General features: G+C 62.8%; 15 protein-coding genes. 4 read left to right on the forward strand and 11 right to left on the reverse strand.

Annotated elements, in window-relative coordinates:
* Positions 1-5 precede the first annotated feature (5 nt).
* From C8D77_RS32305 to C8D77_RS32330, 5 genes are all read right to left on the reverse strand, one after another.
* On the reverse strand, positions 6-1,193 hold the full coding sequence (locus tag C8D77_RS32305; RefSeq protein ID WP_109671483.1) for a PLP-dependent transferase: 1,188 nt from the start codon (positions 1,191-1,193) through the stop codon (positions 6-8).
* A complete protein-coding gene (locus tag C8D77_RS32310) occupies positions 1,190-1,924 on the reverse strand; it encodes a FadR/GntR family transcriptional regulator (protein ID WP_109671484.1) in 735 nt (244 codons plus the stop codon). The genes C8D77_RS32305 and C8D77_RS32310 overlap by 4 nt, the downstream gene beginning before the upstream one ends.
* Positions 1,925-2,063: 139 nt before the next feature.
* Complete coding sequence (locus tag C8D77_RS32315) at positions 2,064-3,563, reverse strand: FAD-dependent monooxygenase (protein WP_170136883.1); 1,500 nt, start codon at positions 3,561-3,563, stop codon at positions 2,064-2,066.
* A 528-nt stretch (positions 3,564-4,091) separates the two neighbouring features.
* Entirely contained in the window at positions 4,092-5,465 is a 1,374-nt protein-coding gene (locus tag C8D77_RS32325; RefSeq protein ID WP_109671486.1) for a PleD family two-component system response regulator, read from the reverse strand.
* Positions 5,466-5,498: 33 nt separating this feature from the next.
* Positions 5,499-5,855: a response regulator gene (locus C8D77_RS32330; protein WP_276325614.1), complete on the reverse strand. Its 357-nt coding sequence runs from the start codon at positions 5,853-5,855 to the stop codon at positions 5,499-5,501.
* A 261-nt stretch (positions 5,856-6,116) separates the two neighbouring features.
* Between C8D77_RS32330 and C8D77_RS32335 the strand changes: the two genes are divergently transcribed.
* Positions 6,117-6,416 (forward strand): DUF3572 domain-containing protein, encoded by a 300-nt coding sequence (locus C8D77_RS32335; RefSeq protein ID WP_056582159.1) that lies wholly within the window; start codon positions 6,117-6,119, stop codon positions 6,414-6,416.
* Positions 6,413-7,066 (forward strand): hypothetical protein, encoded by a 654-nt coding sequence (locus C8D77_RS32340; RefSeq protein ID WP_109671487.1) that lies wholly within the window; start codon positions 6,413-6,415, stop codon positions 7,064-7,066. The genes C8D77_RS32335 and C8D77_RS32340 overlap by 4 nt, the downstream gene beginning before the upstream one ends.
* A 12-nt stretch (positions 7,067-7,078) precedes the next feature.
* On the opposite strand, the gene C8D77_RS32345 is transcribed toward C8D77_RS32340, so the two are convergent.
* On the reverse strand, positions 7,079-8,629 hold the full coding sequence (locus C8D77_RS32345) for a hypothetical protein (RefSeq protein ID WP_109671488.1): 1,551 nt from the start codon (positions 8,627-8,629) through the stop codon (positions 7,079-7,081).
* Positions 8,630-8,736: 107 nt separating this feature from the next.
* Positions 8,737-9,312, reverse strand: coding sequence for a GNAT family N-acetyltransferase (locus C8D77_RS32350; protein WP_109671489.1), 576 nt, complete (start codon positions 9,310-9,312; stop codon positions 8,737-8,739).
* Positions 9,313-9,377: 65 nt separating this feature from the next.
* Here C8D77_RS32350 and C8D77_RS32355 point away from each other — a divergent pair, with 65 nt between their 5' ends.
* Positions 9,378-10,706, forward strand: coding sequence for a DNA polymerase IV (locus tag C8D77_RS32355; RefSeq protein ID WP_109671490.1), 1,329 nt, complete (start codon positions 9,378-9,380; stop codon positions 10,704-10,706).
* Positions 10,707-10,712: 6 nt separating this feature from the next.
* Here the strand turns inward: C8D77_RS32355 and C8D77_RS32360 are convergent, their stop codons facing one another.
* A complete protein-coding gene (locus C8D77_RS32360) occupies positions 10,713-11,219 on the reverse strand; it encodes a hypothetical protein (RefSeq protein ID WP_109671491.1) in 507 nt (168 codons plus the stop codon).
* 197 nt (positions 11,220-11,416) lie between these two features.
* Between C8D77_RS32360 and C8D77_RS32365 the strand changes: the two genes are divergently transcribed.
* Positions 11,417-12,298 carry a DMT family transporter gene (locus C8D77_RS32365; protein ID WP_109671492.1) on the forward strand — a complete coding sequence of 294 codons (882 nt, stop codon included), beginning with the start codon at positions 11,417-11,419 and terminating at the stop codon, positions 12,296-12,298.
* Between the two features lie 12 nt (positions 12,299-12,310).
* Here C8D77_RS32365 and C8D77_RS32370 read toward each other — a convergent pair whose 3' ends face one another.
* From C8D77_RS32370 to dnaE, 3 genes are all read right to left on the reverse strand, one after another.
* The gene (locus C8D77_RS32370; RefSeq protein WP_109671493.1) at positions 12,311-13,114 is read right to left on the reverse strand and encodes a potassium channel family protein; all 804 of its coding nucleotides are present in this window, start codon (positions 13,112-13,114) and stop codon (positions 12,311-12,313) included.
* A gap of 57 nt (positions 13,115-13,171) precedes the next feature.
* A complete protein-coding gene (locus tag C8D77_RS32375) occupies positions 13,172-13,570 on the reverse strand; it encodes a nuclear transport factor 2 family protein (RefSeq protein WP_109671494.1) in 399 nt (132 codons plus the stop codon).
* A 360-nt stretch (positions 13,571-13,930) separates the two neighbouring features.
* Complete coding sequence (dnaE, locus tag C8D77_RS32380; RefSeq protein ID WP_109671495.1) at positions 13,931-17,458, reverse strand: DNA polymerase III subunit alpha; 3,528 nt, start codon at positions 17,456-17,458, stop codon at positions 13,931-13,933.
* Positions 17,459-17,535 lie beyond the last annotated feature (77 nt).

A 17,535-nucleotide genomic window follows, 5' to 3' on the forward strand; every position in this document is an offset into this window, starting at 1 on the left:
GCTTGTTATTTTCTGGCTTTTTCGAAGGCTTGGGCGACATCAGCCCACAGGTCTTCGACACTCTCCAATCCGACATTGAAGCGGATGGTTCGGGGGCTGACGCCGAAGCGCGCCATCGAATTCAGGCCCGGCGTCTGCTCCAGCGACGCCTTGGCCGGCACGACCAGGCTTTCATGCCCGCCCCAGCTGACGCCGATGCGGAAATATTTCAGCGCATCGACGAAAACGGGGATGTCGATATCGTCCGTCACCTCGAAGGAGAACAGACCGGCATAGCCGGCCAGTGTCGCCTTGCCTGGATGGTTCGAATAGACGGGATGGTTGACCCGCTCGACATTGGCATGCGCCTTCAGCCGTTCGGCGATGGTCAGGCCGCTCTTCATGTGGTGCGGCAGGCGCAGCGCCAGCGTGCGCAGGCCGCGCAACAAAAGCCACGCCTCGAACGGTGACAGCTTGCCGCCGAGATAGGAATAGGTCTGCTCGTTGATGTGCTTGATATGGGCGGCCGAACCCGCCACGACGCCGGCGACGGTGTCGCTGTGGCCGCCGAGATATTTCGAGGCCGAATGCAGCACGAGGTCGACGCCATGCGTGATCGGCTTCTGGAACACTGGCGTCGCCCAGGAATTGTCGATCGTGGTGACGATGCCCTGCTCCTTGGCCAACCGCGTCAGATGCGCGATGTCCTGCAGCTCGAACATCATCGAGGTCGGGCTTTCCAGGTAGAGCAGCTTGGCGCCGGGAAGTGCCGCCGCAACCGCGTCCGGGTCGGAGCCGTCGACATAGTCGACCTTGATGTTGAGCCGCGGTAACAGCCGCTCGAACAGCCGGTAGGCATCGCCATAGCAATTGCGCACCGCCACAATGCGCTCGCCTGCCCCAACGAAGGCAAGCACCGTGGCGCTGATCGCCGCCATGCCGCTGGAAAAGCCGCGCGCTGCCTCGGCACCTTCGAGCGCGGCGACACGCGCCTCGAACTCCATCACCGTCGGATTGTCACCACGCGAATAGATCGGCTGCCGTCGTTTGCCGGCAAAAGTGTCTGCCATCTCGGCATAATTGGCGAAGGTGAACAGCGAGGTCTGGTAGATCGGCGGCACCACCGCACCGCCGGGAAACGGTTCGTCATGCGCCAAGAGTGTCGCCGCCTCGGCAAGATAGTCGTGATCGAAACCGGATGGATGCTCGTTCATGTCTGGCTCGAAAGTTTGAGTTTGGCGGCACCGCGCTTGAGGTCGTCCTCGACGGTGGCGATCAGCTTGAGCGCCTCGTCGCGGGCTCCCTGCGGGTCACGCGCGGCGATGCATTCGTAGATGGTGCGGTGGTAGGGAAAGCTGGCGTGGCCAAAATCGCGCACGCCGAGCGGATGCTCCCAGAAGCGATGGAACAATTCGTACATGGCGGCGATGATCTGCTCGAACAACGGATTGCCCGAGGCCCGGTAGATCGCCTGGTGGAACTCCCAATCCTCTTCCGACGACATGCCGTCGCGCGTGCGGAACGCCTGCTCCATGATGTCGAGCTTGCGCGCGATTTCGGTGATATCTGCCTGGCTGGCGCGTTCGGCGCAAAGAGCTGCGGCCTCCGCTTCCAGCGCGCGGCGGATCTCCATCGTCTGCATCAGGCTGGTGAAATCATTGCCGCCCGCCAGCGTCAGCGGCATGTGCAGCATGTCTGGCGAGACGGCAACCTTGAGATAGGTGCCGCTGCCTTGCCGGCGCTCGACGAGGCCAAGCCCTTCCCAGCGAGTCAGCGCCTCGCGCACCGTGTTGCGACTGACTTTCAGCCGCTCGGCCAGAATACGCTCGGTTGGAAGCCGCTCGCCCGGCTGCAAAGCCTCGGCGCGGACAAAGCCCACCAACGCCTTCAGCACGGCGTCATCGCGCGCCGTCGTCTGAATGGGTGGCAGGCTGTTCTGGTCCACGTCACCTCCAAGTGGTCCAATGGTCCAACCAATTTCTGCATAGATGGAACCTCCTGTCAATCGGTTGTCAGGAGAACTGTCGAAGGTGGCGACGCAATGCGTTTCGGGCGCTCGTGTGAACCAGCATCGACCGTGTCTGCTAATCAGCGGCAGCGGGCGGTCCGAACCAAGTGGTCAGCGCGTCCATCAGGCCTTGTTGGGTTCCCACCCCAACCCAAGCCACATAGCCATCGGGCCGGATCAAGACGGCGTCGGTCGCGGCGACCGTCCCCAAGACCGGGAGCTTCCAGGCACCGGCGTACCCGGCGTCGATCTGCCGGACCCGATCGGCCCAGGGGGCGATGTCCAGCCTGCCGGGCTCACCGAGGTTGAGGAGCACCGGCCGCGCGTCGTGCAGCAAGGTGAAGAGCCGCAACGGCCCGTTGGCGGTGATCAGATCGAGGTCCGGCATTCGCCGCCCAAGCAGTGGGTGCCCCTCGCCGAGGTCGTAATGGACACCCAGGCCGGACATCTCAGCGGCGATCCGTTTGCGAGGCTCTTCCATGCCGAGCAACTCGGCAAAGATGTCGTTCAATGCCTTGGTGCGGGCATCCATGCGACGAAGCGCAACCTGTGCCATCGCGTTGCGCAGTACGCGGGCGGCAATCGGATGACGCTCGGCGTGATAGCTGTCCAGAAGGCTTTCCGGTGATATCTGCTTGACCACCTGGGCCAGTTTCCATCCAAGATTCACCGCGTCCTGCACGCCAATATTGAGCCCCTGTCCGCCCATCGGCGGATGCACATGCGCGGCGTCGCCGCCCAGCAGCACGCGTCTGTCGCGGTAAGAGGCAGCCTGTCGCGTCATGTCCGTGAACCGGGAGAGCCAGGTCGGGTTGTGGACCCCGTAATCGGTGCCGTAGACGGCGACCAGCGCCTCGCTGAGATCGCGCAGCGTCGGTTCGCCTCCGATGGTCAGTTGCCTCTCGGTCAGCACGACACCGATCCGGCCGCCTTCCTCGATCTTGCCTATCGCATGGATACCGTAGGCGTCGCTGCGAAAGCCCCATGCCGGCTCCTGCACCATCTCGACCTCGGCAATCATCCAACTCATCGTAGGATCCTGCCCAGCGAACTCGATGCCCGCCGCCTTTCGGATCACGCTGCGTCCTCCGTCGCAGCCAACGAGATACCGCGTCCGCAATCGTTGGCCATCGGACAGCTCCACATCGACGCCGCCATCGTCCTGTGCGAAACCCGTAACGTCCTGTCCGCGATAGATCGGCACCTGCAACCCGCTGATCCAGTCGGCCAATATCCGCTCGATATGGTTTTGCCGCAGCGCCAGCAGATAATTGTGCCGCGTGGGAAAATCGCTGATGTCCAACCGGATCATGTGGAAGCCCACGGACGGCGATGGCTGTCCCTGCGAGAGGAAACGATCGGCGATTCCGCGCTGATCGAGCACCTCGATCGTGCGTGCGTGCAGGCCGCCTGCGCGTGAGCCAATGAGTTCCTGAGTATCGCGCCGCTCGACAATGGCGACATCGACGCCCGCCAATGCGAGCTCGCCTGCCAGCATCAATCCCGTCGGACCGCCCCCGGCGATCACCACTGCATGATCCCGACGCGATCCGTCTGCCGGCAACATCACACCCATTCTCGTCACTCCCGTTTCCGTTGGCCTGGACCGCGGTTTTACGGGAGGAGCCGGGTCTTGCCGCAAGCCCCTTGTGCGCCATATCTATGAAATGGAGGGGTACTCTTCCTAATCGTTGGCAGCCACGTGACAGCGCACGGAACGTGCCGTCGCCGTCGCAGTCCTAAAAACGATATCCGGATTTTCACATGCAAAAAACGCAGAGTCTTCCGTGCTTTGGCACGGAGCTCTGATGCTCATTGGAAAGAAGGGGGCCGGTCGGCGTTTGGCAGCGGTACGAGGAGGCCACTATGTGCCAGCGCCGGCCGGCCGACCCCACGGACCCAGGAGATGCGGCGGACCTGAGCATCATGGGGTATTCTGGGGATCGAGCCGGCTGTCTATCCTCGTGCCGGCTTCGTCTTGGCCTGCACACTTGCGCAAGAGCTTATGAAAATCAACAGTTTCTTAACCAAGGCTCGCGAATCGCTTGGATTAAGGTAAACGGGTAACCCTGTCGGGTTGACAGGATAATCGGGTCTGGACCGGTTATGCCGCCTTGGCGACGACGCGGTTGCGGCCACCGCTCTTGGCTTCGTAGAGTGCGAGATCGGCACGCTTCATCAGCGCCGCCACCGTATCCACACCCTTCAGCACCGACGACACCCCGACGCTGACCGTGACTTCGATCGTCTTGCCGTCCTGGCCGATGGCAAAAGGCGCCTGGGCAATTTCGGCGCGAATGCGCTCGGCCACCTTCTCGGCAACCGCACCTTCGGTGTCCGGCATCACCACGACGAACTCCTCGCCGCCAAAGCGGCAGGCAAGGTCGATACCCCTGACATTCTTGCGCAGCCGTCGCGCAAATTCCCGCAACACTTCGTCGCCGCCGTCATGGCCATGCGCGTCGTTGATGGCCTTGAAGCGGTCAAGGTCGGTGATCATCACCGACAGCGGCCGGCGCCGTGCCACGGCGCGATCGAACAGCGTCTGTAGATGGCTGTCGAGATAGCGGCGGTTATGCAGCCCGGTCAGGCCGTCGGTCACCGCCATTTCGATGGTCTGGGTGACGCTGGCGCGCAGCTGGTCGTTGTAACGCTTGCGGCGCACCTGGGTACGCAGCCGCGCCGTCAGTTCCTGCTGGTCGATCGGCCGCATCAGATAGTCGTTGATGCCGAGTTCGAGGCCGCGGATGATGCGCTCCTCCTCGCCCTCCTCCGCCAGAAGAATGATCGGCACGAAGCGGGTGCGATCCAGCGAGCGCAACTGCGAACAGAGCCTGAGCGGATCAAAATCGGCGAACGCAGTCGAGATCATCACGCATTCATAGGACGTCTCGGCGGCCTGGAAGAAGCCGGCATGCGGATCGCTGGAGACATCGAGGTCGGCGCGGTCGCGCAGCATCTTCTGGATGCGCTCGACGGATGATTTGCGCTCGTCGATCAAAAGCACTTTCGGTGTCGTGTCCTCGGACGCGAAATTGCGGCTCAAAAGCTCTTCGATGCCGATGTTGCGCGTCGTCGAGGCACGCAGCCGCAACTCATCGGTCAGTGACTTTAGGCGAACCAGGCTCTTGACGCGCGTCATCAGCTGCAGGTCGTTGACCGGCTTGGTCAGGAAGTCGTCGGCGCCGGCCTCGAGCCCGCGTACGCGGTCGGAAACCTGGTCGAGCGCGGTGATCATCACCACCGGAATGTGCGATGTCGCCGGATCGCTTTTCAGCCGCCGGCAGACCTCGAAGCCGTCCATGTCAGGCATCATCACGTCGAGCAGCACGACATCGACCTTGCCATTCTCGCAGGTTTCGATCGCATCCGGCCCGTTGGTGGCGGTCAGCACCTCGAAATATTCGGCCAGCAGCCGGACTTCCAGCAGCCGCACATTGGCAGGGATGTCGTCGACGACGAGGATCCGCGCAGTCATTTCACAAGGCTCCGGCTCGGCTGAAAGGGTACATCACGCATCACCCAAATAGGATTTGATGGTTTCGATAAAACGCGGCACCGAGATCGGCTTCGAAATATAGGCCTCGCAGCCACCCTGGCGGATGCGTTCCTCGTCGCCCTTCATCGCGAAGGCGGTCACCGCAATGACTGGGATGACGTGCAGCTCGTCGTCCTCCTTCAGCCATTTGGTCACCTCCAGCCCCGACACTTCAGGCAGCTGGATATCCATCAGGATGAGATCCGGCTTGTGCAGGCGCGCCAGATCGAGCGCTTCCAGACCGTTGCGGGTGCGCACGGTCTCGTAACCGCTTGCCTCGATGAGGTCCCGAAAGAGCTTCATGTTGAGCTCATTGTCCTCGACGATCATGACCTTCTTCGGCATCGATATCCCGTCCCGGTCGTCCTTCCGCTCGAAGGCGACCGTCATGCGCCCATGTCTAGACGCACCAAACCCTGCTTCACTTTACGGCAATATGATTGACGAAACGGAAATCCGCGGCTGGAAAACAACGCAAATTCCACCTCGTTCCCCTGCGCGTCCAAAGGGCGCGCCACGCTCTAATGGCTTGCCGCAAGCAATTCTTGCCATTACTGCGGGAGAGACTCATTCCACACACCGAAGGTAGTGATGGCAAACGCAGCGTCAATGCGTGAAGAAGCGGAATCGATTGCCGTGAAGGCCCTGGGCTTCGTCGCCTCCGATCCGGAGCTGCTGCCGCGCTTTCTGGCAATCACCGGCATAGAGGCGCATTCTATCCGCAAAGCCGCCAGCGAGCCGGGTTTTCTGGCCGGTGTCCTGCAGTTCATTCTCGCCCACGAGCCGACGCTGATGCGCTTTGCCGAGGAGACCGGCACGCCGCCGGCTGCCGTCGGCAAAGCCTTGCGGGCGCTGCCGCTGGGCGACGACAACCATGAGCATTCGATATGAGCGATGACCCCGAAACCGCGCGCCAGATCGCGGAACTTGCGGCCGACGACCGGCCGCTGCTGGTGCTCGACGTCGACGACGTCGTGCTCGAATTCATCCGCCCGTTCCCGAATTTCCTCAAGGCGCGCGGCTTTGGCCTGACGCTGGCCTCCTTCCGGCTGACCGGCAACATTGCCGAGACGGCGAGCGGCCGGCTGATCGAACAGCCTGAAGTCACGGCACTCCTGGGCGATTTCTTTGACGCGCAAGCCGATTGGCAGAGCATTACCGACGGCGCAGCAGAGGCCCTGGCAGGGCTCGGCGACCGCGCGGAAATCATCTTGCTGACGGCCATGCCGCACAGACACCGCGCCGTGCGTCGCGCCCATCTCGATGCCCTCGGGCTGAGCTACCCGCTTCTGACCACTGAAATGGCCAAGGGACCGGCAGTGGCCAAACTTCGCGGCAAAGCCGGCCGGCCGGTGGTCTTCGTCGACGATCAGCCGCACAATCTAGCGTCGGTGCGGGGATCGGTCGCCGACGCCGAACTGTTCCATCTGATGGCCGACAATTCGCTGCGCGCATTCCTGCCGCCGGTGACGGACGACATCGTCGTCGTCCAGGACTGGCACGAAGCCGCGCCGAAGATCGCGAGCGCGCTGGGGCTCTAAAGCCCTAGCCCCTCAAGGGTTCAGTTTCGCTCCCGCCCCGCCATTGTCGCTACCGCCACTGGCGTCTCCACCGTCATCATCCCCGCCGTCACTATCATCCACGCTGTCGTCCACGGCCGGATCGGCGGGCTTCAGCATGACACCATTGACGGTGACCGAACCATCGGCCTTGGCGTTGACGACCCATTCCAGCCGGCCATCGGGCAGCGTCTTGCCAAAACCTTTCGCCATGAGGGCGACAGGCACATATTGCGCCACCTCCGGCTCCGACTTTGCCGCCTCCTGCAGGCCTTCGACAAGCTTGTCGAAGCCGGCGACATCGACCGACACGTTTCCTTCGGGCTTTTCGCCGGGGAACGTCATCTCGCCTTCCAGCGCGATCTCCGTGTCCTTGTTCTTCACGGTGCTGTGGCCAAGGACGACCTTCGGCGTCTTGGCCATGAAGTCGACTTTGAGCTGTTCGCCGAATTCGGCCGACAGCGGCGGATCCTGATTGAGATCAAAGGCTTCGATCGCCTTCTTCGCCATGCTGTCGAGGTCGATGTTGGCGCCGCCGAAGTTCAGGTCGATGTCGGTGGGCAGGAGCGCGACGCTCCAGCTCGGCACGAGCTGCTGCGGCACGGTCAGCCCTGACGCCTTGATGCCATAGGTGATTTTGCCATTCTGGGCGACTCCGTCGGCGCCGAACGCAGTGCTGAGTTGCGTGGCGCCGAAATTGCCGACCGGACTTTCCACCGCGAAATCCTTAAAGCCGTAGGTTCCCTCGACACGCTCCCAAAGCGGCAATGCGGCGAGCAGAAGCGATTTGAGTTGCGCCTGGTTGGCCTTCAGCGTCGCCTCGTCTTCATTGGCCACGCCAAATGCCAGCAAATCGAGCAACGGCTTTGTCCGTACGCCCTTGCCGCTGGCTTCGACCGACAGTTCCGGCGACCTGACGGTGACCGGGAATTTCAACCCGCTCTCCGGATCGTCGAAGTTGATCGCTTCGACAAAGCTCGACACCTTTTGCGAGGTGGTGAAATCGACGCCGCCGGTCGCGGACTTGGTCGCGGCAATGGTCGCAGTGCCAGCCCCGGTGCTGGCCTCCATGTGCTGCTTGGCATCCTTCGATGCCATGGTCATGCCGGCCATTGAACTGGTGCCGCTGGTGAAGGCCGCCAGATTGGGATCGTAGACGCCGGAGCCCTTGCCATCCTTGATCGAAAACTGCGTGCTTTGCAGCCCCTCGGGCCCGTTGAACTCGACGGAGGCGCTTTGCGAAAAATCCATCGAGACATCCCAGGCCCCATCGCTGCGCGGCTTCACCATCAAGGCATAGGGCGCAAAATCGAGCTTCAGCAGCTTCTGGTCCGGGAATGATGCGGCAAGTGCCTTGAAATCAAACAGGATCTTGTAGGCGCCGCCTTCGAGCGAAACCTTCAGGATGCCTTTGTCGATCGCCTGCTTGCCGACATAGCGGGACAGGTCATCGGACAATTGCTTCGCACCATGGCTGTCGACGGTCTGACCGAAAGCAGGTGCACTCAACGCAAGAAGGAACACGAATGGCAGGGCACGGTTCACGCGAATTCTCCGTTTTGGCCTTGAAGGAACGCTTCGTTCGTCTGGTATGAAATTACCACTGCAACCGCAAGGTGAGATCAACAAGGCTTCCAGTGCGAAAAGACTCGTCAAAGTACCAGCCGCATCAACGGCCGGCCCGCCTTGCGTTCCACAAGCCTCTCGAAACCAGCCTTCTCGAAAACCCGCGACGAGCCGACGAACAGGCCGATCGAGCGCGAATCGCGCGACAGGTCTATCGGGCAGGCCTCAACCAGCCGCGCGCCGTTCCGGCGGGCGAAATCGATGCCGCCTTCGACGAGGCGATGCGTGATGCCCCTGCCTCGCACCTTGCTCCGGATGAAGAAGCAGGAAATCGCCCAGACGGCCGGATCGGCGGCGTCGGCGGGATCGACCGGTGCCGACCCCCTGCCCTGATTGTTCCATTCGGGCACGTCGGCGCGCGGTCCGATCTGCATCCAGCCGACCGCCTGACCATCCTCGAATGCCAGCAAACCCGGTGGCGGACCGGCTTCGATGCGCGCCCTGATGTGGTCCTTGTTGCGTTCTCGGCTGCTCTCGCGGCGCACCGCCGGAGCCAACCGGAAATGCGTGCACCAGCAGCCGTAGCAGGCGCCCTGCTTGCCGAACAGGTCCTCGAATTCAGCCCAAAGCTCAGGCGTAAGCGGCGCTATGGTCGTGCTCATGAGTTCTCCCCAGGCCAGCCTTGTCGCTGGCCTTGCACTGTCGTACCATTGCCTCTGTTCTCTTTATGTTCGCAGCGATGGCGGCCCCTGTCAACAATCCCGATCACGGTTTTTGCCGCGACTGCCTGACGTTTCAGCGCAGCCAGACGCGCCGCTGCGAACACTGCGGCAGCCCCCGGCTTGCGCGTCATCCCGAGCTCTACCGGCTGCATCTGGCCCATATCGATTGCGACGCCTTTTATGCAGCGATCGAAAAGCGCGACAATCCGGCGCTCAAGGACAAGCCGCTGATCATCGGCGGCGGCAAGCGCGGCGTCGTCTCCACCGCTTGCTACATCGCGCGCATCCAGGGCGTGCGCTCGGCAATGCCGATGTTCAAGGCGCTCGAAGCCTGCCCCGAGGCGGTCGTCATCAGCCCCAACATGGAAAAATACGTGCGCGTCGGCCGCGAGGTGCGCGCCATGATGCAGGCGCTGACGCCGCTGGTCGAACCGCTCTCGATCGACGAGGCATTTCTGGACCTCGCCGGCACCGAACGGCTGCACGGCCTGCCGCCGGCGGTGGTGCTGGCGCGCTTTGCGCTGGCGGTCGAGAAGGAGATCGGCATCACCGTTTCGGCAGGCCTGTCCTACTGCAAGTTCCTCGCCAAGATAGCCTCCGATTTCCGCAAGCCACGCGGTTTCTCGGTCATCGGCGAAGCCGAGGCAGTCGGCTTCCTGGCGGCGCAGCCGGTGACCATGATCTGGGGCGTCGGCAAAGCGTTCAACGCTACGCTTGAGCGCGACGGCATCCGCACCATCGGCCAGTTGCAACAGATGGATCGTGGCGACCTGATGCGCCGCTACGGCACGATGGGCGACCGGCTCTACCACCTTTCGCGCGGCGAGGACGTCCGCCGCGTCGATCCGGACCAGGATGCCAAGAGCGTATCGGCCGAAACCACCTTCGACACCGATATCGCGTCGCTGGACGAGCTGGTCGCGGTGCTGAGAGGGCTTTCGGAAAAGGTCTCGGCGCGGCTGAAAAAATCGGGCATTGCCGGGCGCACCGTGGTGCTGAAGCTGAAGACCCAGGATTTCAAGCTGCGCACGCGCAATCGCCAGCTCGGCGACCCGACCCGGCTCGCCGACCGCATCTTTCAGACCGGGGTGGAGCTTCTGCGCAAGGAAACCGACGGCACCAAATATCGGCTGCTCGGCATCGGCGTCAGCGACCTCTCGGACGACGACAAGGCCGACCCGCCCGATCTGGTCGACGTCCAGTCGCGCAAGCGCGCCATGGCCGAAGGCGCCATCGATGCCCTGCGCGACAAGTTCGGCCGCAAGGCGGTGGAAACCGGCTACACCTTCGGCAAGGGCCGCGATGCCCACCCGCCTGAGCCGCTTGAAGACTGATCTTCGCTAAGTACGCTGCAGATCGATCCTGCTCGTCACCACGCTCTTGCCGGTTTTCGGATCGGTGTCGATGACCGTCAGCCGGATGCCGTTCTCGCCTCGCTTCTCGACCGTCATCTGGGCCTTGCGGTCACCATTGACCTCTTTGGCCCAGCGGATGCCAAGATTGATCGCGTTGCCCGAACGACTGCCGGTCAGCTGTGCCGGCCCGGTACGGGAGCCGACATAAATGCCGCTGTATTTCGCACCCGTGACCTTCAGATTGGCACTGATGGCCCGCGACACCACCACGAGACCGCGGCAATTGCCATCCAGCGAGAGCGAGGTTGAGGTCGCGTTCGACTTGAAGCTGCAAGATACTCCGACGTTCGGCACATCCGTGGTCACCTGGACAGTGCCCTTGCCGGCGAAATTGCCCTTGAACGACTGGAGAAATTTGGTCTCGTCGGCATGCGCCGCGCCTGCCCCAACCAATAGAACGCCAGCAAGCGCGACTAGCGCGAATGATCTCATCGAAGCTCTCCTTGTTGATTTTGAAAAGGCAGGACGGCCTGCAACGCACGGCTGACTATCGGGACTCAACGCCCCTTGCCGTGTCAGGTTCCGCTCGCCACATGACTGTTTTTGCGGCGTCCAGTAGCTGCGACTGGCCCAGAAGAAGGCAACGGCTAGCGATTGCGGCAGAAGCCCTGGCCTGCGACATAGCGCGGATGACACCTACCCCCTCGATTCCCAAGGCCGCGTTCTGGATGGCGCTGTCGATTGCCTCGTTCCTGGCGATGTCGGTCGCCGGCCGCGCGACGACTGCCGAGCTCAACGTCTTCCAGGTGCTGGAACTGCGCTCGGTGATTGGCTTTTTGATCCTTCTGCCACTGGTGATGATGAGCGGCGGCTTTGCAGCCATGCGCACGCAGCGCCCCATCGCCCATATCGCCCGCAACGTCATCCATTATACCGGCCAGGCGGCCTGGCTCTACGCGCTGACGCTGATCCCGCTGGCCGTGCTGATCTCGATCGAATTCACCACGCCGATCTGGACGGCTATCTTGGCGGTGATTTTTCTCGGCGAGAGGCTCTCCCGGCCAAGGCTTGCAGCGATCGTGCTGGGGCTGATCGGCGTGGTCATCATCGTGCGCCCCGGTATGGGCTCGGTCGATCCGGGACATCTCGTCGTGCTCGGTGCCGCAGCCTGCTTCGGCATCTCGGTGGTCACGGTCAAGTCGCTGACGCGGACGGACAGCGTCGTGAGCATCATTTTCTGGATGCTGATCATCCAGTCGGTGGTCGGCCTCGTGCCGGCACTCTACACTTGGCGCAACCCGCCGCTGGAGCTGTGGCCATGGATCGTGCTGATCGCCTTCACCGGCATGTCTTCGCATTTCTGCATGGCCCGCGCGCTTGGCTATGCCGACGCGACCATCGTCTCGCCGATGGATTTCCTGCGCGTGCCGCTGTCGGCGCTGATCGGCTGGCTGCTCTATAGCGAGCAGATCGACGCCTTCACCGCCGGCGGCGCGCTGCTGATCCTGATGGGCAATCTGCTCAACCTTCAGCGCAGGCCGATAAAGCCGGCTGAAGTGGCAGCGTCGTAACCCCGCCGCGGGTCAGTTCCCTTCGTCGGGTATGTTGAGAAGATGGCCGCAGGCCTTGCAATGCACGGCATCCGGCTCATGCCGCTGCAAGCCGCACTGCGGACAGGGAAAGAACACCTTGGCCGGCCGGAAGATCGCCTGCGCCAGCCTGACGAACAGCGATATGCCGATGATCATGGTGACGATAGCCGTCAGCTTGCCAGCCATGCCCGGCAGCACGATGTCGCCGAAGCCGGTCGTCGTCACCGTGGCGACGGTGAAATAAAGCGCGTCGATATAGTTTTCCAGGCCGGCGCCGGTGCGGAAGAAGAACGTGTAGACGAAGCCGGTGATGACGAACAGGAAGGTCAAAAGGTTGATGACCGCGTGGCTGGCCTCTCGCCATGGCCGCAGGCCGCGCATCTCCAGATGCCGCCAGAGCGAACCGCTGCGCGACAGCGACCACAGCCGCAGAATGCGCAGGAAGGCGAGATTGGCGAACGCCGTCGGCATCAGCAGCGTCAGCAGGATGAAGACATCGACCCACGACGTCGGCTGCTTCATCAGCCGCAGCATGTCGTTTGAGGCGAGCAGCCGGGCAACCAGGTCCGCAGCGACGAGAGCCGCCGCCGAATAGTCGAGCCAGAGGAATGACGGCTTGTCCTGGAGAACCGGCGTCGCGATGAAGAAAGCGATGATGGCGAGGTCGATGACGACAGCCACCAACTGGAACCGGAAAGCAGCCGGCGTGCGCCCGTGATAGAGCTTGCGCAGCCGGTCGCGCAGCCGCGCTATCGCCGAATTCTCCTGCAATCCGTCCTTGCCCGCCGTTTTCATGACGATTGCGTAGCGTCCGCAGCCAAGGCCGTCCAGTGGCTTAAGTTGCCGGAGCTCTCAGCTTTGCACCACTGTGCCGTCGGGTCCGACAAGGCCCCAGGCGGTGGCCGTATCATAGAAGAACTGCTCCTTGGCAATGCGGTCACCGCGCCACTGCTGAAGCGCCACCTCTTCCAGGCGCCGGACAGTGCCGTCCTTGTCGATCCTGTCGAATGTCCAGCGGATGGCGACGTTGTCGCCGTCGACCAGAAAGATCTGGACCGGATGCGTATGCATCTTCTGGATTCGTTCCAGAACCGATTGTTCGCGTGCCATCAGCGCTTCCCTGCCGCTACGCGGAACGCCGAGGTTCTCCTGCATGGTCGCATCGTCATGGTAGAAGTCGGCGATCGCCGTAACGTGGCTGCCTTCGACCACTTCCTTGAGGAAGGCTTCAACGCGTTCGCGGCTGGGCATGATGGCGAATTCCTGTTTTTTGACCGCGGCCGCATCGCCGAGGCTCGGATTGGGGCTGATTTCGAAATGGCGAGTTCATTTCGAGCGTGCTCGCTGCATGTGGTTCAAGCGACAACAACTTCAACCGCAGCTAACATCCTGGCCCTATCGGACAGGATGCCAGGCCTAGCGCGAACTCAATCCGCGATGTGCTGGCCGACAGCCGCGAAGATCGTCTAAGGTGTGTTGAGATTCAGGTCAGGCCGAGTCGAAAACGGTGGGTTTCGAGAACCGGAGCGGAGCGGACATCTGGGTCCGTGAGCACCGGAAGCGCAGAAAACCATCGTTTGCAGGCCGGCATCACCTGATTATCAACGCAACTTAGACCAGTTCCACTTCAACCACGCCCGGCACCGCGCGCATCGCCGAGGCAATCTGTGGCGAAATCCGGTAGCGGTTGGGCAGCTCGATCTCGATTTCCCCCTCGCCTTCTTCCTTGATCAGGACGAAGCTGACCTGGCCCTCGCCCCTGACGGCCAACTGGCCGGCCAGCGTGTTGATCGGCGCGGCGTTGCGCACGAAAATGCGCAGTGCCTTCTGGATGCGACTTGCCTCGTCCTCCAACGATTGTACCGAGTTGATGCGCAAATTGACGCCTTCCGGCCTGTCCTCGGCCGCAACGGTGATAACGACGGAGCGGCCGGCCTCGAGCAGGTCGCGATACTGCGCCAGCCCTTCCGAAAACAGCACGGCTTCGTACTGGCCGGATGTATCGGAAAAGGCGATAACGCCCATCTTGTTGCCGGTGCGCGTCTTGCGCTCCTGCTTGGATGTTACCGTGCCGGCCAGACGGCCGGCGGCGGCACCGCGCTTGACGGCCGCCGAAAACTCGGCCCACGTCTGTACCCGCATCTTCTGCAGCGCCGCCTTGTACTCGTCGAGCGGGTGCGCCGAGAGATAGAAGCCGACCACCTGGAATTCACGGTGCAGCCGGTCGGCAGCGAGCCAAGGGTCCGTCGCCGGCAGATTGAGTGCCTGCGACTGGGCGCCGAGCGAGGCGCCGAAGATATCGTGCTGGCCGGAAACAGCGTTCTGTTGCGCCAGCGATGCCAGCCCCATCATGCGTTCCACTCCCGCCATCATCGATGCGCGGTCGTGGCCGAAGCAGTCGAGCGCGCCGGCCATGATCAGGCTTTCGAAGACGCGCTTGCCGACGATCTTGGGATCGACCCGCTCGCAGAAATCCGCGAGGTTCTTGAACGGCTTTTCACCACGCTGGGCAACGATGTGCTCCACTGCAGCATCGCCGACGCCCTTGAGCGCGGCCAGCGAATAGTAAATGCGGTTCTCACCGACCTCGAAGGGACGAAAGCTCGATATCACCGACGGCGCCAGAACCTCTATGCCGAGACGCAACGCATCCTGGCGGAAATCGGCGAGCTTGTCGGTATTGCCCATGTCGAGCGTCATCGACGCCGCCAGGAATTCGACCGGATAGTGCGCCTTGAGATAGGCGGTCTGGTACGAAACCACCGCGTAGGCGGCGGCGTGCGATTTGTTGAAACCATAGTCGGCGAACTTGGCCAGCAGGTCGAAAATGAAGTCGGCTTGCGGCTTGCCGACGCCACGCTCGACCGCGCCGGAGACGAAGCGCTCGCGCTGCTTGTCCATCTCGGCGCGGATCTTCTTGCCCATGGCGCGGCGCAGCAGATCGGCTTCGCCGAGCGAATAGCCGGACAGCTCCTGCGCGATCTGCATCACTTGTTCCTGGTAGACGATGACGCCCTGCGTCTCCTTCACCAGATGGTCGATCTTGGGATGGATCGAGGCCATCTCCTCCTCGCCATGCTTGCGGGCATTGTAGGTCGGGATGTTCTCCATCGGCCCCGGCCGATACAGCGCCACCAGGGCGATGATGTCCTCGATGCAGTCGGGCCGCATGCCGATCAGCGCCTTGCGCATGCCGGCACTTTCCACCTGGAACACGCCGACCACCTCGCCGCGCGACAGCATCGCATAGGTGTCGGGATCGTCGAGCGGGATCGTCGCCAGGTCGATCTCGATGCCGCGCCGGCGGATCAGCTTCACCGCCGTCTCCAGAACGGTCAGCGTCTTCAGGCCGAGGAAGTCGAACTTCACCAGCCCGGCCTGCTCGACATATTTCATGTTGAACTGGGTGACCGGCATGTCCGAGCGCGGATCGCGGTACATCGGCACCAGTTCCGACAGCGGCCGGTCGCCGATGACGATGCCGGCGGCGTGTGTCGAGGCATGGCGGTAGAGGCCTTCCAGCTTCTGCGCCATGTCGAGCAGCGTCTGGACGATCGGCTCCCTCTCGGCCTCTTCGGCAAAGCGCGGCTCGTTGGCGATGGCGTCGGCAAGTTTGACCGGATTGGCCGGATTCTGCGGCACCATCTTGGAGAGCTTGTCGACCTGGCCGTAGGGCATCTGCAGCACGCGGCCGACGTCGCGCAGCACGGCGCGGGCCTGCAGCGTCCCGAAGGTGATGATCTGGCCGACCTGGTCGCGACCGTATTTCTGCTGGACGTAGCGGATGACCTCCTCGCGGCGATCCTGGCAGAAGTCGATGTCGAAGTCGGGCATCGACACGCGGTCGGGATTGAGGAAGCGCTCGAACAGAAGCGAGAAGCGCAACGGATCGATGTCGGTGATGGTCGTCGAATAGGCGACCAGCGAGCCTGCGCCCGAACCGCGTCCCGGCCCGACCGGAATGCCCTGTGCCTTCGCCCATTTGATGAAGTCGGCAACGATCAGGAAGTAGCCGGGAAACTTCATCTTGGTGATGATGCCGAGCTCGAAATTCAACCGCTCGCGATACTGCTCGACCGTGTAGCCGGCTGTCGGGCCATGCGCGGCCAGCCGCGCGTCGAGCCCCTCATGCGCCTGGCGGGCCAGTTCGTCGGCTTCCGCCTGCACGGCTGCGTCATTGTCGGCGACATCGCCGCCGGTGAAGCGCGGCAGGATCGGGTTGCGGTTCTTCGGGTAGTAGGAGCAGCGCAGCGCGATCTCGACGGTGTTGTCGATCGCTTCCGGCAGGTCGGCGAACAGCCTGGCCATATCGGCCTGGCTGCGCAGGAAATTGTCCGGTGACAGCCGACGACGATTGTCGGCGGCGACGACCGAACCCTCAGCAATGGCGATCAGCGCGTCATGCGCGTCATAGTCGTCGCGGGCCGAGAAGAACGCCTCGTTGGTGGCGACCAGAGGCAGTTCATGGGCATAAGCCAAATCGACCGAGGATTTCTCGATCACGCGATCATAGCCGGATACCCGGTCCAGCTCGACATAGAGCCGGTCGCCGAACATCGCCTTGAGGGTCAAAAGCCGTGCCTCAGCTAGATCGCGGCGGTCTTCCTTGAGCGCAATGCCGATCGGGCCGCGCGGTCCACCGCTGAGGCAGATCAGCCCGTCACAATAGCCTTGCATCATTTCGGTGGTAAGGTGCACGGCCTCGCCGGGCGGCGTTTCGAGGTAGACGCGGCTGACCAGCCTGACCAGATTGGAATAGCCGGCTTCGGTCGCGGCAAGCAGGACGACCGGCCGCATATCGGGACCTTGCCGCCTGCGATCACGCTGGCCATCGATGTTTTCGCCGGAAAAGGCGAGCGCAGTCTGGCAGCCGATGATTGGCTGGATGCCGTCCTTGACCGCCTTCTGCGCGAACTCAAGCGCGCCGAACAGATTGTTGGTATCGGTGACGGCAATGGCCGGGGCTTCGTCCTTGACCGCATGAGCCACCACCTTGCCGATCTGCAAGGCGCCTTCCAGCAGCGAATAGGCCGAATGCACGCGCAGATGGACGAAGGGCCGCGCCGGCGCCTCCGGCCGCGCGGCTGCTATCGCGGCTTCGCGCTTCAGGGGGTCGCGGGGAAGTTTTTCGTCGGCCACCGGGTCCTTGCTTTCAATCTGATCCGCGAATCTTGACTTGCCGCCCTAATCTAGGCTCCCGCGCTTTGACCTGCCAG

The sequence above is a fragment of the Mesorhizobium loti genome (assembly GCF_003148495.1).
Classification (GTDB): Bacteria; Pseudomonadota; Alphaproteobacteria; order Rhizobiales; family Rhizobiaceae; genus Mesorhizobium; species Mesorhizobium loti.

Excerpts from the sequence above, each read along its gene's own strand:
- C8D77_RS32335 (WP_056582159.1), top strand. The coding sequence starts at position 6,117 with ATGGCAAACGCAGCGTCAATGCGTGAAGAAGCGGAATCGATTGCCGTG.
- C8D77_RS32315 (WP_170136883.1), bottom strand. The coding sequence starts at position 3,563 with ATGGGTGTGATGTTGCCGGCAGACGGATCGCGTCGGGATCATGCAGTG.
- C8D77_RS32355 (WP_109671490.1), top strand. The coding sequence starts at position 9,378 with ATGTTCGCAGCGATGGCGGCCCCTGTCAACAATCCCGATCACGGTTTT.
- C8D77_RS32370 (WP_109671493.1), bottom strand. The coding sequence starts at position 13,114 with ATGAAAACGGCGGGCAAGGACGGATTGCAGGAGAATTCGGCGATAGCG.
- C8D77_RS32340 (WP_109671487.1), top strand. The coding sequence starts at position 6,413 with ATGAGCGATGACCCCGAAACCGCGCGCCAGATCGCGGAACTTGCGGCC.
- C8D77_RS32305 (WP_109671483.1), bottom strand. The coding sequence starts at position 1,193 with ATGAACGAGCATCCATCCGGTTTCGATCACGACTATCTTGCCGAGGCG.
- C8D77_RS32360 (WP_109671491.1), bottom strand. The coding sequence starts at position 11,219 with ATGAGATCATTCGCGCTAGTCGCGCTTGCTGGCGTTCTATTGGTTGGG.
- C8D77_RS32330 (WP_276325614.1), bottom strand. The coding sequence starts at position 5,855 with ATGATCGTCGAGGACAATGAGCTCAACATGAAGCTCTTTCGGGACCTC.
- C8D77_RS32375 (WP_109671494.1), bottom strand. The coding sequence starts at position 13,570 with ATGCCCAGCCGCGAACGCGTTGAAGCCTTCCTCAAGGAAGTGGTCGAA.
- C8D77_RS32365 (WP_109671492.1), top strand. The coding sequence starts at position 11,417 with ATGACACCTACCCCCTCGATTCCCAAGGCCGCGTTCTGGATGGCGCTG.
- C8D77_RS32325 (WP_109671486.1), bottom strand. The coding sequence starts at position 5,465 with ATGACTGCGCGGATCCTCGTCGTCGACGACATCCCTGCCAATGTGCGG.
- C8D77_RS32350 (WP_109671489.1), bottom strand. The coding sequence starts at position 9,312 with ATGAGCACGACCATAGCGCCGCTTACGCCTGAGCTTTGGGCTGAATTC.